The sequence below is a fragment of the Bradyrhizobium sp. C9 genome (assembly GCF_002532045.1).
Classification (GTDB): domain Bacteria; phylum Pseudomonadota; class Alphaproteobacteria; order Rhizobiales; family Xanthobacteraceae; genus Bradyrhizobium.
On the sequence record NZ_NWTG01000005.1, the window covers coordinates 400,397 to 416,353 of the forward strand.

At 61.4% G+C, this 15,957-nt stretch carries 14 protein-coding genes; 12 read left to right on the plus strand and 2 right to left on the minus strand.

Annotated features, from left to right (window positions below):
• The first annotated feature begins 20 nt into the window (after positions 1-20).
• From CO675_RS14710 to CO675_RS14720, 3 genes are all read left to right on the plus strand, one after another.
• Positions 21-1,013 carry an NAD-dependent epimerase/dehydratase family protein gene (locus CO675_RS14710; RefSeq protein ID WP_097672613.1) on the plus strand — a complete coding sequence of 331 codons (993 nt, stop codon included), beginning with the start codon at positions 21-23 and terminating at the stop codon, positions 1,011-1,013.
• Positions 1,014-1,082: 69 nt separating this feature from the next.
• Positions 1,083-2,240, plus strand: coding sequence for a sugar transferase (locus tag CO675_RS14715; protein WP_097672614.1), 1,158 nt, complete (start codon positions 1,083-1,085; stop codon positions 2,238-2,240).
• 132 nt (positions 2,241-2,372) lie between these two features.
• Positions 2,373-2,777: a recombinase family protein gene (locus tag CO675_RS14720; protein ID WP_158231245.1), complete on the plus strand. Its 405-nt coding sequence runs from the start codon at positions 2,373-2,375 to the stop codon at positions 2,775-2,777.
• Positions 2,778-2,873: 96 nt separating this feature from the next.
• Here the strand turns inward: CO675_RS14720 and CO675_RS14725 are convergent, their stop codons facing one another.
• On the minus strand, positions 2,874-4,034 hold the full coding sequence (locus CO675_RS14725; RefSeq protein WP_097672616.1) for a glycosyltransferase family 4 protein: 1,161 nt from the start codon (positions 4,032-4,034) through the stop codon (positions 2,874-2,876).
• A gap of 358 nt (positions 4,035-4,392) precedes the next feature.
• On the opposite strand from CO675_RS14725, the gene CO675_RS14730 reads away from it, so the two are divergent.
• Positions 4,393-5,133 carry a class I SAM-dependent methyltransferase gene (locus tag CO675_RS14730; RefSeq protein WP_158231246.1) on the plus strand — a complete coding sequence of 247 codons (741 nt, stop codon included), beginning with the start codon at positions 4,393-4,395 and terminating at the stop codon, positions 5,131-5,133.
• 116 nt (positions 5,134-5,249) lie between these two features.
• The gene (locus CO675_RS14735) at positions 5,250-6,551 is read left to right on the plus strand and encodes an O-antigen ligase family protein (RefSeq protein ID WP_158231247.1); all 1,302 of its coding nucleotides are present in this window, start codon (positions 5,250-5,252) and stop codon (positions 6,549-6,551) included.
• 177 nt (positions 6,552-6,728) lie between these two features.
• Here CO675_RS14735 and CO675_RS14740 read toward each other — a convergent pair whose 3' ends face one another.
• Complete coding sequence (locus tag CO675_RS14740) at positions 6,729-8,057, minus strand: lipopolysaccharide biosynthesis protein (protein ID WP_097672619.1); 1,329 nt, start codon at positions 8,055-8,057, stop codon at positions 6,729-6,731.
• Between the two features lie 192 nt (positions 8,058-8,249).
• On the opposite strand from CO675_RS14740, the gene CO675_RS14745 reads away from it, so the two are divergent.
• From CO675_RS14745 to CO675_RS14775, 7 genes are all read left to right on the plus strand, one after another.
• A complete protein-coding gene (locus CO675_RS14745) occupies positions 8,250-9,914 on the plus strand; it encodes a GMC family oxidoreductase (protein WP_097672620.1) in 1,665 nt (554 codons plus the stop codon).
• A gap of 50 nt (positions 9,915-9,964) precedes the next feature.
• Positions 9,965-11,131, plus strand: a complete 1,167-nt coding sequence (locus CO675_RS14750; protein WP_097672621.1) for a glycosyltransferase family protein — start codon at positions 9,965-9,967, stop codon at positions 11,129-11,131.
• Positions 11,132-11,311: 180 nt separating this feature from the next.
• Positions 11,312-11,947, plus strand: a complete 636-nt coding sequence (locus CO675_RS14755) for a D-sedoheptulose-7-phosphate isomerase (RefSeq protein WP_158231248.1) — start codon at positions 11,312-11,314, stop codon at positions 11,945-11,947.
• The gene (locus CO675_RS14760) at positions 11,947-13,200 is read left to right on the plus strand and encodes an HAD-IIIA family hydrolase (protein ID WP_097672623.1); all 1,254 of its coding nucleotides are present in this window, start codon (positions 11,947-11,949) and stop codon (positions 13,198-13,200) included. Before CO675_RS14755 ends, CO675_RS14760 begins: the two co-directional genes overlap by 1 nt.
• Complete coding sequence (locus tag CO675_RS14765; protein WP_097672624.1) at positions 13,193-14,260, plus strand: NAD-dependent epimerase/dehydratase family protein; 1,068 nt, start codon at positions 13,193-13,195, stop codon at positions 14,258-14,260. The genes CO675_RS14760 and CO675_RS14765 overlap by 8 nt, the downstream gene beginning before the upstream one ends.
• Before the next feature lie 130 nt (positions 14,261-14,390).
• A complete protein-coding gene (locus CO675_RS14770; RefSeq protein WP_097672625.1) occupies positions 14,391-15,371 on the plus strand; it encodes a GHMP family kinase ATP-binding protein in 981 nt (326 codons plus the stop codon).
• 20 nt (positions 15,372-15,391) lie between these two features.
• Entirely contained in the window at positions 15,392-15,955 is a 564-nt protein-coding gene (locus tag CO675_RS14775) for a dTDP-4-dehydrorhamnose 3,5-epimerase family protein (protein ID WP_097672681.1), read from the plus strand.
• Positions 15,956-15,957: the final 2 nt, after the last annotated feature.

Sequence of the window (15,957 nt, forward strand, 5' to 3'; positions counted from 1 at the left end):
GAGAACATGGAGGCGCGAAAATGCGAGGCAGGAAAACGGCGCTCGTCACGGGTGCCGGTGGGTTCATCGGCCACCATTTGGTCAAGTATCTGGTCGGGCTTGGATACTTCGTCCGTGGCGCCGACATCAAGTCTCCCGAATACGAAGAGACCGCCGCCGACGAGTTCATGATTGCTGACCTGCGTGACCGTGCGGAGTGCCAGCGTGTCACGAAGAATATCGACGAGGTTTATCATCTTGCCGCCGACATGGGCGGCATCGGCTATATCAGCACGCAGCACGCTGAGATCACGCTCAACAACACCCTGATCGATGCGCACATGCTGCAGGCCGCACAGTGCAACGACGTCAAGCGATTCCTGTTCTCCTCGTCCGCCTGCGTCTACCCGCAACATCTGCAGCGAAATCCGGACGTCGTTCCGCTGCGCGAGGACGACGCGTTTCCGGCCGATCCGGAAGAAGGGTATGGGCTCGAAAAGCTCTATACGGAAAAGCTCTGCCAGTACTTCACCGAGGACTGGCACCTGCCCACGCGCGTCGTCCGCTTCCACAACGTCTACGGTCCGCTCGGTACCTATGACGGCGGTCGTGAAAAGGCACCCGCAGCCCTTTCGCGCAAGATCGCCGGTCTCCACAGCGGAGACGAACTGCAGATCTGGGGAGACGGCAAGCAGACACGCTCGTTCATGTACATCGATGATTGCGTCGAGGGCATTCATCGCATCATGCAGTCCGACTATTCCCTGCCGCTGAACCTTGGCACGGACGAATTGGTGACGGTCGACGAACTGGTCGACATCATTGCCGCCATCGCCGGCAAGTCCGTGATCAAGCGTCACGACACTTCGAAGCCGCAGGGCGTGCGCGGCCGCAATAGCGACAATTCGCGACTAAGGACGATCCTCGGCTGGGAGCCCGGGACGACGCTGCGGCAAGGCCTCGTTCCCACCTACCGCTGGATCGAAGGGCAAGTTCTCGGCAAGCCCGATCTCTCCAACATCGCGGCCGCCTAGCCGCAGACGTCCTCCGACATCGCAGCCGGGGGACGTTCTCCATTGAATCGAACGGAAGCAAGTACAGGCATGACAGACCAGGGGCTGAACCTGCGCCAAGCGAGCCGCGCGAACCTGCCCTCTGGCAGCCAACGTGGCTCTGCATTCGTCCGTCGGCATCGCAAGTCGATCGTGACGGCTTTGCTGGTCAGCGGCGATCTCGCCGCCGCGTTGGACGCAGGTGCCTGTACCGGCTCACTCGCGCGAGCGGTCGGGCTACCGACGCCGGAGCATCTCGGGGTCGCAGTGCTCCTCGCCGTTCTCGCATTCTTCGTAACCGGACTCTACAACAGTCCAGGTCCGGAACCCTACCAGCGTTTCCGGCAGCGCGCCCTTGGCGTCGGCATTGTCATGGCGCTGTGGAGCATTGTCACGATGGCGAACGCCAGCGGCGGGAATATCGTTCATGTCATCTACGTCCAGACCGCCTATGTGGCTTGCCTCCTACTGATCGGCCATTACGTAGAGGTCGCGCTGCGAACTCTGCTGACACATTTCGACCTGTGGGATGGCTCAACCGTCCTGGTTGGTCCGGCCAGCCAAGACCGCGACCTTGCACGATACTCCCGGCAGAACTGGCTCCTCAAACGGATGCTGGATGTCGCATTCGCTGTTCCGCTGGGGTTGCTCGCGCTGCCCGTCGTGGCGCTGGGCGCGATGTCGATCAAGCTGATCGACCCAGGCGCGGCTTTCTTCGTCCAGGAGCGCGTGGGATACCGCGGCAAGCTGGTGAAGATGCACAAGTTGCGGACCATGTATGCCGACAGCAGTCGTCTGCTGGAAGAGCATCTCAATGGTAACCCGCATGCGCGCGCCGAGTGGCAACAGTTCTTCAAGCTGCGGAACGACCCGCGTATTCTACCGATTGTCGGCAACTTCCTGCGCCGCTCCAGCATCGATGAACTGCCGCAGCTCTGGAACGTCATCCGCGGTGACATGAGTCTGGTCGGCCCGCGCCCCCTCCCCACTTACCATATCGAACAGCTCGATGAAGATTTCCGGTCAGTGCGCGCCAGCGTTCTGCCGGGACTCACCGGACTGTGGCAGGTTTCGTCCCGCAGCGATGGCGACCTGCAGGTTCTGAAAGAGCAGGATCTCTCTTACATCCGCAATTCGTCATTCTGGCTGGACGTGTACATCATGCTGCAAACGCTGCCAGCCGTGCTGGGAGCGAAGGGAGCCCGTTAGTGGGCCATCCCGTGCGCTTGAACCGGCCTCGGACCCGAGGCGCGCGTTCAGGGCGCCGCCATGAACCACCATCCAAAGGGCATGTGTTTCAGGCCTGTTTCTTGTGTAGGTGACAACCAGGGGGAAAGATCCGTGATCGTGGGCTATTGTCGCGTTGGTCCACTCGAACCCATCGAGCGACTTGACGCCCAGAAGCGCGATCTGGCCGCGCTCGGGGCGCAAGACCATTTTTGCGAGAAGGCCAGCGTATTCGGAAAGATGCCGGAGTTGGAGCGCGCGATCGAAGTCACTCAGAAAGGGGACGTGATCGCGATCACGAAACCCTATCGCGTGGCGCATTCGACCCGGGGCGTGCTGGCGCTCATCGAGCGGCTGGGCCGCAAGGGCGTCGGCCTTCGCATCCTCGGTACGCCGATTGACACGAGTACCACGACCGGACGAATGGTCCTCGGATCGGCACCCCTCTGGTCGCTTGGCGCATCCCCGCTGCGGTCTGTGCTATGGGATCTGAGCATCGGTTGGTGGCGAGGACGGTGACGGCCGCGTCCGGCGCGCGACGGCACGCCAGGCACGTCACCGAAGCGCTGGACATCTACTCTGACAACGTGCTCGGTATATCGGATTCTCGAGACACTAAGCGTTGCTCGGCGAATGCGGGTTCTCGCGCCCGAGGCCGACTAGATGACCACCGGAACCGTTTCCGCGGTCACCAAGCTGGTAGCCGCTGCGGGCTCCTCGAGACGCAAGCTCGATGTACTGCCGTGCGACGCGAAAACCATCGAACTGTCGGGCCATTCGGCGGGCGCCGGCGGACAGCCGCAGCCACAACGCGTCATCGTTCAGGATGGATCCGAGCGCGATCGCCATCGCATCCGGGTTTGTGTCGCTTACAAGCCCGTTCACGCCATTCATGAGCACATCGCGGCTGAGCCTTGAGGAACCGACGATGGGCGTTCCGCTGGCGATCGCCTCCATGACAGTTGCAGACGCGACGGGGATCGCATAGCGCGTGGGGAAAGCGGCGACCCTGACCTGACCATGCAGCATCCGCACGGTCTGCCCGTCCGCGGACCCAAGGAGGATAACGCGCCCGCGAATCCGATCCGGGAGAGCATCCACCGCCGCTTGCGTCTGTCGAGTGATATCGCCTGCAACGTAGAGAGCAACCGACGGATCGTCGAGCACGCCGAATGCCCGGATCGTGGCGGCGGGATCCTTGTAGGGCGGGGTTCCGGAATGAAGAATCGCTCGCTCACGCGCTGCGAGGTTGCCCCCGTGGTAAGCCTGGAGCTCAATGCATTTGGGGATCACGGCAAGCTTGTGCCGAGGCATGTCAAGATCGCGGACGAGTTCATCGCGAAGCTCCGTCGTCGTGGCGACCACGTAATCGCACCGTTTGGTACTGAACCGCCGAATGCTGCGCCACAATGGAGCAAGCCGGCCACTGCGAGGCTCCAGATCGTGGACAACCTGGACGATCGTGCCGCGGAGCGGCAGTGGCACTGCTTCGCTATGAACAACAAGATCAGGCCTGATGCGATCAATAATCCGCTTCGCGCGTAGCCAGGCCGCGGCGGAGGCAAGCCCGGTCAAGGGTGTGGGGCTCAGGGCAACAATCGGTAGATCGAGACGAGGACCTAGCAGGCGCCGGTACTCTTCACGGCTCTGGAGGCTTCCGACAACGATCGTCACCTCGTGATCAAGATCGGACAGAGCTTGAGCAAGCGATACGATGAAAATATTGACGCCGTCGGGGCAGTCGAGAGCCTCGCGCCGAGTGAGGACTATACGCATTACGATCGACCTCTCCGACTGTGATTGTGGATCACAGAAGGCATGGGTTCAATCATCAATAGAGGTGTACTCCATACGTGCGCGGCGCCCGCCCCCGCGAGAAGCACGTCGCGCTGGCGCTCGGGGCGGGCACGGAATTCGGAACGGCGAACCTGGTACCCCCAGCGAAGTACTTCCGAAAGGCATTCCGATAGCCCGTGTTTCTCGGCAACAGGGCGTACGCAACCACTAGTCTCGGGCCGTCGGAGGGGAGAGCGGATTAGACCCGGGAACGGCGGCGCCACGGGCATACGAAGGGTGAACCACCAAGATGGATACTCCGATCTGTCCTCAATGCAGGTACCAGGGAGACGCTTGCGTGCACTGGCAAGCGCCCCGCTTCCTGCGCTGCCGTGAATGCGGCACGATCTTTCGTGATCCCTATCCAGAAGAGTCGGAGCTTGCGAACTATTACCGCGAAGGATGGAAAGAACCTGAGCAAAACACCGTCGAAACCGGCGCTACGGACGAAGCTGTCGCCCGATGTCTCGTGGATTCGCTGACAAATACGCTGGGCGTAAGTGGCCTTTCCGGCATGCGTATCCTGGATTTCGGTGCTGGCCGCGGCGCAATGACTTTCGAACTGATGAAGCGCGGCGCCAGGCTCGCCGCTGTTGAACCGTTCGGCTATCAGTTCCTTGCCGAACGCGGCGTTGCAGTCTACCGGGATCTTGCAGACCTCCCCGACGGATCGAGCTTCGACGGGATCGTGTCCCTCGAAGTCATTGAGCATCTTCGTGACCCCGGCCGCGTGCTGGCAGGCTTGCACGAGCGCCTGTCACCGGGCGGCTGGCTCCTGATCACCACTCCGAATGCAGCTGGTTTCCCGGCACGGCTGATGGGTCAGCGTTGGCGTGAAGCAGCAAGGCCGGGCCATATCGTTTTCTTCACTCCCGCGGCGCTCGCCAGGATTCTGAAGAAGAATGGATTCAGCCGCGTCCAGCGTCAGCGCTGGCATGTTCGGTATCCTGAGGCCTCTCCGTTACGTGCGCTTCTTCACGTCGGTATGCAAAAGCTGGCTATCGACGGAGGTCTGCGCATGGTCGCCTACAGGCCGTAAGCAAGGGGATGAATTCCTGACATATCATGGCCAGCCCTCTCTCACCTTCCCGTTCTGCAAGCCTGGGCGACCGTTACACCCTCGCGCTCTGCTGCGCCCTGGCGGGATATGCGTTGATGGGAAAGGGCTTCGCCTATTGGGGCTATCGGCCGCTTTTCGTCGGCGAGATCGCCTTCGTCGCGGGGCTCTTCGTGCTGTTGCGCTCAGGTTGTCTGGTGGCCGTATTCGCATCCGGACCGAGCCTTCTTCTCGCGGTGGCCATGGGCTGGGCCTTGTTGCGCACCTTTCCTTATCTTGACACCTACGGTTCCGACGCATTGCGCGACAGCGTGATCCTCGTATACGGGGTCTTCGCCTTCGTCGTCGCCGCCCTTCTGATCGAAGACTATCGCCGCATCGATACGATCATTAGTTACTACCAGAAATTCCTGGATATCTACGTTCCTGTCGTCCCCATCCTGTTTCCGCTCAGCTTCTATTTCGCAGACTATATTCCGAATATACCCGGCACCAGCGTCGGCCTTGTCTGGCTCGGCGCCGGCGAGGTCGCGACACACCTTGCAGGCGCTACCGTTTTCATCCTCACGGGCATGCGCAAGCCAACTCCGATCTGGACGGCCTGTCTCATCACGGGAGTGGTGATGGTCGGCGCCGTTAGCCGTGCGGCCGTTCTGGCATTTGCCGTGCCAGTCGTTCTGGCGGCGTTGGCGCTCGGCAAACTGCGCCCGCTCCTCGTCGTCGTCGCGACCGGTACAGTGCTCCTTGCTGCTTCCTACGCGATTGAGATGACCGTCTCCAGCTACCAGGAAGCCCGCGTCTCGACCGAACGGCGGATCACCGTTGCGCAAATCGTCGAGAATATCGCCAGCATCGCCGGCCAGGGAGGCGCCCAGACCGAGGACACCACGCAGTGGCGCGCGAATTGGTGGCGGACCATCATCGAGAAAACGGTGCATGGACCGTATTTCTGGACCGGCCGCGGATTTGGGGTAAACTTGGCTGTCGAGGACGGGCTTGCAAGGGCTAACAGCGAGCGACCCCTGCGCAGCCCGCACAGCGCCCATATGACGATCCTGGCGCGCGCCGGGGTGCCGGGGCTTGTGCTGTGGGCTGCTTTTCTGGCCGCTTGGTTTGGCACACTGCTTCGCGCTATGTTGCTGGCCTACAGACGCGGGCACACCGAATGGACCGCGTTGATGCTGTTTATCGCCTGCTACGTCTCCTCCTGCATCATCAACGCTTCGTTCGACGTCGCACTCGAAGCGCCGATGCAGGGGATCTGGTTCTGGTGCCTGATCGGCTTCGGCATCGGCGCGACGATGATCTACCGCTACCTGCTGGGTACGGATGAATCCGAAGCATCGGGAGCCACCCCGCCGCTGCCGGCCGGTGCACGCGGAGCGTCGCCGCCCGCCTGACCGGGCTCTTATGGCGGTTCGCAGCTGTGCCGGCGTTGTCGACGAGCCCTGCCCCCCTCCGACGCCCGGCGATCGAACCTGGCGCATCGATGGCGACCAGCGCGGAATGATGCTGCTGGACCAGGGCATCCGACGAAATCGGGCGGGTTGTACAGGACCCGCAACAAACATGTCGAGTTAGCGTTCGGAGCGAAGTTGACCGGGGGACGCGAGCACGGCACCCGCTCCAACTTCGCTTGTGTGCGCTTTGCCGTCCCCTTGAGTTGCGGGACTCTGCGCTCTGGCAGTGCCAAACCTCAAGAAGAATCCTGCCGAGACCGCCAGCACGAAGCATTCCCTCCCTATGAGCGCGATCGCGACGGCGATTGCCGCGTTCGAGAGTTGCTGGGAGAGCAGGTATGCGACAGCGAGGAATATCAACAAGCTTGATACGTTGAGAGTGGCCCAAGCACGCTCGTGGCCGTAGTTGAACATATAGAGGTTTGACGTGCACGTGTTCGCGTTGATCAGGACCGGGATGACAGACATTACCCGAACGATCGGGATCGCACCCGAAAAACCCTCTCCGAACAGCAAGAGGATGACATTGGGGGCTATAAAGAACAGGAATAGGCTGAACGCCGCACCAGCGACGAGGGTCAGCAAGGAACGCCGAATCAGAGCGAGCCCTGCTTCCGGGTCGTGGCGTGCGCAATATGCGACTCTGGGTAGGAGCGCTTCCCACATGGCTCTGAAAAATGGCCGTGTGGCATTCACGAACTTCTCGGCAATCGAATAGTTGCCGGCGGCAACGTAACCCGAAAAATGCTCGACAAACGGAACAGGCAAAGCCACGAACGCCCTCTCGACAAGAGTAAAGAGGAATCCTCGCCAGCCGTTCCGAAGCTGCATTCCGACGGCGAACGGTGACACGGCCCTGAAACCGCTGAAGCCGACGGTAGCGATCAACAACGGCAGGCTGACAAGCCCTGCGACAAGGCCCATCGAGCTCTGAATCGCCACTGCAAGTTCGATCTTGGCAGACGAGGTCACCATCATCAGGAAGCACACCAGGGCCAAACAACGGCTGACGATCACCGCGACGGTCGCTTGCCATGCGCGTTCCAGAGCGATGAACAGCCAGACCGGAAACAGGATGCCTCCCACCGCGGTCAGCATGGCGCACAAAAACATGAGCTTGTCGATCGCGAGGATGCCGTCCGTCGCAGCGAAGCCGACGAGCGTCACCAAGCAGCACAGTACGGCTTTCGTGGCGGTGACCTCAGCGAAGAGAGATGCGATCACGGCCGGCTCATGCCGGGCGGACGCCGCCGCACGTTGCGCAGTCCAATGAAAACCATAATCCACGACCGTGGTCGCGAACCATCCGATGCTCAGGGCGTATGCGTATTGCCCGAAATGAAGGGGCCCCAGGATCCTGCCGGCATACGGCAGAATGAGAAGGGGTTGCAGGACGTCAACCGCATGCATGATGGCTAAGCTGGCCGCTTGCCTACGCAGGCTCATCAGAAGTCCTCACTGAGGGAGGTCCCATAAGTCTCTGGCGCCCTCTGTCATGGTGAGCCGCGGCAGCTCTGAAGCATGCCTGCGAATGACAGTCTCAAAAAGCTCTCCGAAGGGGTAACACCGATGAACCGAGTGACGCGAAGACCTGTCCGCTAACATCCACCATGCAGTCGCACCCGTGGGGTAGAAGCAATGTCGCCGGAGACAGAGGTTTTCGACTATATCATCGTCGGCGCCGGGGCCGCGGGGTGCGTGGTGGCCAATCGGCTTGCGGCCACCGAAGACTGCACTGTTTGCCTGCTCGAGGCGGGCCCGCCGGACTACAGCGTCTTCCTGCGTGTCCCCGCCGGGGTTTATAAGGCCGCATCAATTCCGAAATACGCATGGCAGTACGAAACGGAGCCGAACCCGGCGACCGCAAACCGTGCCATCCCGATCCCGCAAGGCAAGACGCTCGGTGGTTCGACTGCGATCAACGGAATGAACTACAACCGGGGCCATCACGACGATTTCGATGGCTGGGCCCGACGCGGCAACCGGGGCTGGGCCTACGCCGACGTGCTACCCTACTTCAAGAAAACCGAACGAAGAATCGGGACATGCGACACCACGTACCGAGGCGTCGAGGGAGCGCTGCCGATCACCGACTGCGATTGGAAGCACCCGCTTTGCGATTCTTTCATCGAAGCTGCGCAAAACCTCGGACTCCCGCACAGTTCCGACTACAATGGCGCGAGGCAGGCGGGTTTCGGATACTATCAGCGCTACATCGAGAACGGCTGGCGCGTCAGTGCAGCGCGGGCATTTCTGCGACCGCTTGCCGGGAAGAGGAACCTGGAGATTCGGACCAGAGCCCAGGCCACCGCGGTGCTGCTCGAGGGAAAGCGAGCGGTCGGCGTTCGGTACGCGCAAGGACCTGGCCAGCCCGCTCGTGAAGTGAGAGCACGCCGCGAGGTGATCCTCACCGCCGGGGCCGCGAACACGCCGAAGCTGCTGCAGGTCTCAGGAGTCGGTTCACCGGCATTGCTCGCAGACCTTGGGGTTCCGGTCCTGCATCAGCTGCCTGGCGTCGGCCAGAACCTGCAAGACCATTACATGATCCATTTCATCGTCCGGGTGAAAGGCAAGACGGTCAGCGGGCGCGGCTTGAATCTGCTTCAGGAAGGCACCAAATGGCTGCTCGGCCGTCCGAGCATTCTCGCTCTCAGTCCATCTCTCGTATACGGCTTCGCCAATTCGCGGGATCTCTCCTCCACTCCGGACGTTCAAATAGACGTTGCCATCGGGAATTATTCCAATCTCCGGGAGCGCTTTCCCGTCCTCAAGCCCGGCTTCTATCAGCTACGGCCGCACAGCACCGGGTTCGTCCGCGCGAGCTCGCCGGATCCCTTCCGTGCCCCAATCATCCAGCCCAACTTTCTCGTGGACGAAAGAGACCAGCGCGTCGCTGTCGACGGCATCAGGATGATGCGGCGACTGCTCGCCGCCCCCGAGCTCCAGCCTTACTGTTGCGGAGAGGAATTGCCCGGTCCTTCAGTCACGAACGATGCCGAGTGCCTGGGGTTTGCGCAGGAGGCCGGACTGACGTCATATCATCCGTGCGGGACGTGCCAGATGGGCCCGCAGGACAACCCGGCGTCTGTCGTCGATGATCAGTTGCGCGTCCACGGCCTGGAGAATCTGCGGATAGCGGATGCTTCGATCATGCCCACCGTGCCCTCCGCCAACACGTCCGCGGCCGTCTTCATGATCGCAGAAAAGGCCGCAGACATGATTCTGGGACGGCATCCTTTGCCCGCAATGCATTCCGATCCCTCCGACCGAGTCCAGCGTCCTCAGCGCGCCTTGATGGCCTAGATCGCGATCCAGAGGCCAGCTGGCTAGAAGGTAAATGGAGGACCTGATCCTTGAAGAGACGAATCCTCGTTGCTTCCGACTTCAACGCGAAAGATCGGGCCCATTTCGCATCGTCCTACGAGTTCTGCCGTATCGTCACCGAGTGCGATCATGCAGACCTCGTCGCACCTGGCATCGACAACTACCTGACGAAACATCTCAGTGGCATCCTGCCACCTCACGACAACCAGAGTGTGCAGCGCGACTTCAACAGGCTGGTCAACGGTGTTCGCAAGGGGCTCGGACTAAAGAACGCGCCGACGATTGAGCGGGTCGAACTCGAGCAGAACTACGACGTCTTCTTCTTTGTGGCCTGGAGCCCGCAAAGCTTCGTTGAGCTCTCGCGCATCCAAAATTGGCGCGGTCGCTGCAAGATCGCCGTCGCATATCTGATCGAGCTCTGGTCCAGCACACTCGAAGAGGATCGCCAATACCTGAGACTGTTGGACCAGTTCGACCACGTGTTTCTGCTTCACAGCGCAAGCGTTGCACGCCTTTCCAAATACACGGCCGCTTCCTGTTCCTTTCTGGCGACCGGCGTCGATTGCCTGATTGCCACACCGTATCCGTCGTCCCCCGAGCGGGTCGTCGATGTATATTCGATGGGCAATCGCGCGTCGGGACCACATCGGCAGTTGCTGGCGCTGGCTGAACGTCGCAACCTCTTCTATCTGTATGACTCGCTCTCGAGCGGCAACTCTCAGGTCAAGGATTGGCGGGAACATCGATTGCTTCTTGCCAATACTATCAAGCGCACCCGTTACTTCATGGGCTTCAATCCCGCGGCAGTGGCGAGTCTAAACTCGCACAAGATCGCGGGTGAGCAGGTCCTTCCGTCACGTCTGTTCGAGGGCGCCGCCGGGGGCGCCGTCATCCTTGGAAACGCGCCGCAATGCGCCGAGTTCAAAGAGCACTTCGACTGGCCGGATGCCGTGATTGAGGTCTCTCCGGAGACCGGCGACATCGCTGCCGTGATCGACGAACTGGATGCGCAGCCGGAGCGAATAGCGCGCATTCGGCGAACGAACGCCGTGGGTAGCTTGCTGCGGCACGATTGGGTCTATCGCTGGGAACACATCTTGTCTGCTATCGGAATGGAGCCGCTCCCGCAACTCCACGATCGCAAGTCCCGGCTCAGAGAAGTCGCAGCCGCTGCGATGTCGCCCTTGCCGGCGTGACGCACAGCTTGAGGTGCCCGTGCCTTCCGTCACCAGGAAAGCGTGGAAACATCCTCCTCGCGACCAATGATATTTGGTCGCCATCCGGCCTACCCCCAAAGAGTGAATGTCGCGCGGCAAGAACTGGCGTCTAATACGTCCAGAGGTTTGAGCCGTTGTTCACCTTGGAGAGCCGGGCGTATGCGCACGATTTGGTCTGAATCACCACATGTGCAACCGGTGATTTCAACACCATCGCAGACATCAGACGTCATCTCAACGCATTTTGAGAATGTGCGGCGCGTGCTGGCGGAAGTTCAAGTGCACGCGGTCCAGAGGCTTGTCGATGTTTTCCGTGAGGCTCGCGACCGAGGGGCGTTCATTTACATCGCCGGAAATGGCGGCAGTTCTTCAACCGCTTCGCACTGGGTCAATGACCTCGGCAAGGCGACCAAACGTTCGGGCTGCCGACCGTTAAAAGTCATGTGCCTGTCTGACAACATGTCCTGGTTCTCCGCTCTATCGAACGACGAAGGTTATGAGAGGGCATTCTCTGGCCAGCTCGAGAATTTCGCGACCCAGGGAGATGTGTTGACCTGCATATCCGCGAGCGGCAACTCCCCGAACCTGGTTCGCGCGGTCGAACTGGCGCGGAGGCAGAAGCTCACTACCGCCGCGCTACTCGGGTTTGACGGCGGCGCGCTGAGGGGTCTCGTCGATGAGCCGGTGTGCGTCGAGACCGAGAAGGGCAAGTACGAGCTCGTCGAGGACGTCCATTCGGCGATCTGTCACGCGGTCACAAGGTGTCTCGTTGCCGACAGACCAGGTCTCAACTGATGGCCGCCCTCGACGGCACGTCCCGCCAAGCGCGTATCGAAGGCCGGATCTATGATCGGCCGACGCAGGCGGTCATCCTTGCCGGCGGCCGCGGAACGCGTATGCGGCCGATCACGAACGATCGGCCGAAGCCGATGGTGCCGGTTCTCGGGCGCCCTTTCCTGGAGTACCAGATCGAGCAATTGCGCGACCAGGGTTTTGAACGAGTCCTGATCCTCCTCGGGTATTTGCCCGAGGTCGTGCAGAACCATTTCGGCGATGGTCGCGACTGGGGCGTGCACATCGAGTACTCGGTAACGGAACCCGACCAACTGACCAGCAGCCGGGTAGCGACTGCTCGGCACATGATCGATCCCTGCTTCCTGCTGCTGTACTGCGACAACTACTGGCCGATGCAGATGGACCGGCTGTGGGCGCGATTCTGCGAAGCCGGGAAGCCCGGCTTGATCACCGTCTATAGCAACAAGGATCGTTACTCCCGGGGCAGCGCCCTGCTCGACCACGACGGTCATGTGAGCGTATTCGATCGTTTGCGCGTGACGCCCGGGCTTGAGCAGGTCGAAATCAGTTACGCGATCCTGACAGACCTCGCCCTCGCGTTGCTACCGGAGCAGGACACACTGCTCGAGGAGGCGATCTATACACCACTCGCTCGACAAGGGCGGCTCACGGCCTATTCCAGCGATCACCGCTATTACAGCGTCGGCTCGCTGGACCGCCTGCCGGCGACGGAAGCCTTCATGCGCCGCAAGCCGACCGTAATCCTCGATCGCGACGGCGTGCTCAACCGCAAGCCGCCGCAAGCGCAATACGTACGGAACTGGAATGAGTGGGCGTGGTGCCCCGGCTCTCTCGAAGCACTCCGGCTGCTGCACGACCGGGGCTACCGCACAATCATCGCCTCGAACCAGCCCGGCATCGGCCGTGGCGTCATGAGCGAGGCCGACCTCGACGCCGTACACGACCGCATGAAGCGGGACGTCTCGCAGGCGGGAGGCTCGATCGACGCGATATATTACTGTCCGCACGGTTGGGAAGACGGCTGCGAGTGCCGCAAGCCGAAACCCGGTCTCCTTTACCAGGCGCAACGTGACTTCCAGCTCGACCTCACGCGCACGCCATTCGTTGGCGACGATGAGCGCGACGCTGCGGCAGCGGCCGCGGCCGACTGTCCCTTCCAGCGCGTGACCGATGACTATTCGCTCCTCGACCTCACCCGGCAAATGCTGAACGGAACCCCGGAATATGCCTGACAACAAGCGGATCCTGATCACCGGCAACAATGGCTATATCGGATCGGTCATGGCGCCCTGGCTCCAGCGCCAGGGCTTCGACGTGGTCGGTCTCGACACCGGATATTTCTCTGCCTGTACACTCGTCCCCGACCTCGCCGAGGTCCCGACGATCCATCAGGACCTACGCGAAGTTACCGCCAAGGAACTCACCGGTTTCGACGCGGTGATTCATCTGGCGGCACTTAGCAACGATCCGATCGGCAATTTGAACGAAGCCTGGACGCGGGAGATCAACTCGCAGGGAACAATCCGGCTCGCGAAGCTGGCGAAGCTGGCGGGTGTCCCGCGTTTCATTTTCTCATCGTCCTGCATCATGTACGGGACCTCTGAGGCGGCAGTCGTCGACGAGAATGCACCGCTCGCGCCGCGCACCGAATACGCTCGCTCCAAGGTCGAAGCGGAGACGGCGCTGCGCGCCCTCGCCGACGATCGTTTCTCTCCGACGTTTTGCCGCAACGGGACCGTCTACGGCCTATCGCCGCGGATGCGGTTCGACACGGTCCTCAACGATTTCATGGGCAACGCCTTCACGACTGGCCGCATTGTGATCCAGAGTGACGGCACGCCGTGGCGGCCAGTCGTCCATGTCCAGGACGTTGCGCGCGCGTTTCAGGCGGTGCTCGAGGCGCCGCTGGAGGCTGTCCACAACCAGGCCTTCAACGTCGGTGCCGACAAACTCAACCACCAGATCCGCGATCTCGGGCAGATTGCAGCGCAAAGCGTTCCCGGCTGCGAACTCGCGAGCGTACCGCAACCCGGAGCCGATCAGCGCACCTACAAGGCGGATTTTGCCAAGTTCAAGCGAACCTTTCCGGGATTCAGCTTCCGATGGACGGCCACGGACGGAGCGAGGGAGCTCTATACCGCGTTTCAACGAATCGGCCTGAGGCATGACGCATTCAGGGACAAGCGTTTTACGCGTCTGAGCTGGTTGCGGCATCTGCTCGACAGCGGATCGGTCGACGAGTCGCTGAGGTGGACCGAGATCACAGCCAACGTGAGTCGAAACCGGGCCTGAGGCTCGACAGGCTGGGAGGCCGAGCGCAGTGGAAACTCTATCGACGCGGGAACTCGAGCATGCATCGGTCGTCCCGGACACGGAGCGGCTCCGCCCCACTTACGCCAGCTGGCGTCCCACCGATATCGTCATGACACGGACCCCGCTCCGCGTCAGCTTTGCAGGAGGCGGCACCGATTTACCGGAATTCTACGAGGTCGAGGAAGGCGCCGTGCTCAGCGCGGCCGTTGATAAATACGTCTACGTCACCGTGAAGCGTCACAGCCACCTCTTCAACGAGCCGATCCGACTCAACTACTCGCGCACCGAGCAGGTCAATACGATCGAGGAGATCGACAACAATATTGCCCGTGAGTGCCTCAAGTTTCTCAACATCGAGCCTCCGATTTTCATCAGCACCGTCGCCGACATGCCGGCCTCCACCGGCATGGGCGGATCGAGCGCCTTTGCAGTGGGATTGCTCCACGCGCTCCATGCCTTCCGCGGCGAGCGCGTCACCGCCGGCCAACTGGCTGAGGAGGCCTGCTATATCGAGATGGAACTTCTCAAGGAGCCGATCGGCAAGCAGGACCAATACGCCGCAGCGTTCGGCGGCCTGAATCTGCTCCGCTTCGGGCGCGGCGGCCGCGTGACGGTCGAGCCGCAGCCAGCCCGAAGCGGCTCTGTTGCTTACCTGTTCAGCAACATCATGATGTTTTGGACCGGTCATCAGCGCCCTGCCGCCTCGGTACTCACCGAGCAGAGGAGCAACACGTCGAGAAACCTGGACGTTCTGCGCCACATGCGCAACGACGCCTTTGAGTTTCGTTCGCTCTGCTCCGGTCAACAGATCGGGCTCGAGCAGGTGGGCGAGGCTCTTCACCGCGGCTGGACGCTGAAACGAGGTCTTGCTTCCAAGATCACCACCTCCGAGATCGATCGCTATTACACGCGGGCCCTCGAGGCAGGTGCCGAAGGTGGCAAACTCTGCGGTGCTGGCGGTGGCGGCTTCCTCATGTTCATCGTGAAGCCGGAGAAGCGCGAGCGGGTGCGTCAGGCGCTCTCGGACCTTCCCCTGGTGTCGCTAGGGTACGAGGTCCATGGCTCACGGGTGCTTTACCCGGCCGGGTGACGCTGGTCTTGGAGGATTCGATGATTTTCAAGACCACCGAAATTGCGGGCGCCTGTACGGTAGAGCTCGAAAAGCGAGCCGACGACCGCGGCTTTTTTGCCCGTGGCTGGTGCAGTCAGGAGTTCGGCGATCACGACCTGCCCAGCCAGATCGCCCAGATGAATATCTCCTTCAACCGCAAAAAGCACACCTTGCGTGGCTTCCACTACCAGGTTGCTCCCTATCAGGAAGCCAAGCTTCTGCGCTGCGTTCGCGGCGCCGTGCACGACGTGATGCTCGATCTGCGGCCTGACTCGCCAACGTTCATGCGTCACATCGCGGTCGAGCTTAGTGCCGAAAACTACCGCATGCTCCTCGTCCCGAAAGGGTGCGCGAACGCCTTTTTGACGCTCGTGGACGAGACGGAGGTCACGTATCTCGTATCCGAATTCTACACGCCGACCGCTGAGCGGGGTCTGCGCTGGAATGATCCCGCGTTTCGCATCGCGTGGCCCGCCGAGCCCGTCGTCATCTCGGAAAAGGACCGCAGCTGGCCTGATTTTGTAGACGAGCGCCGGCTCGTCGCAGCCGCCGATGAGAGGTAGAT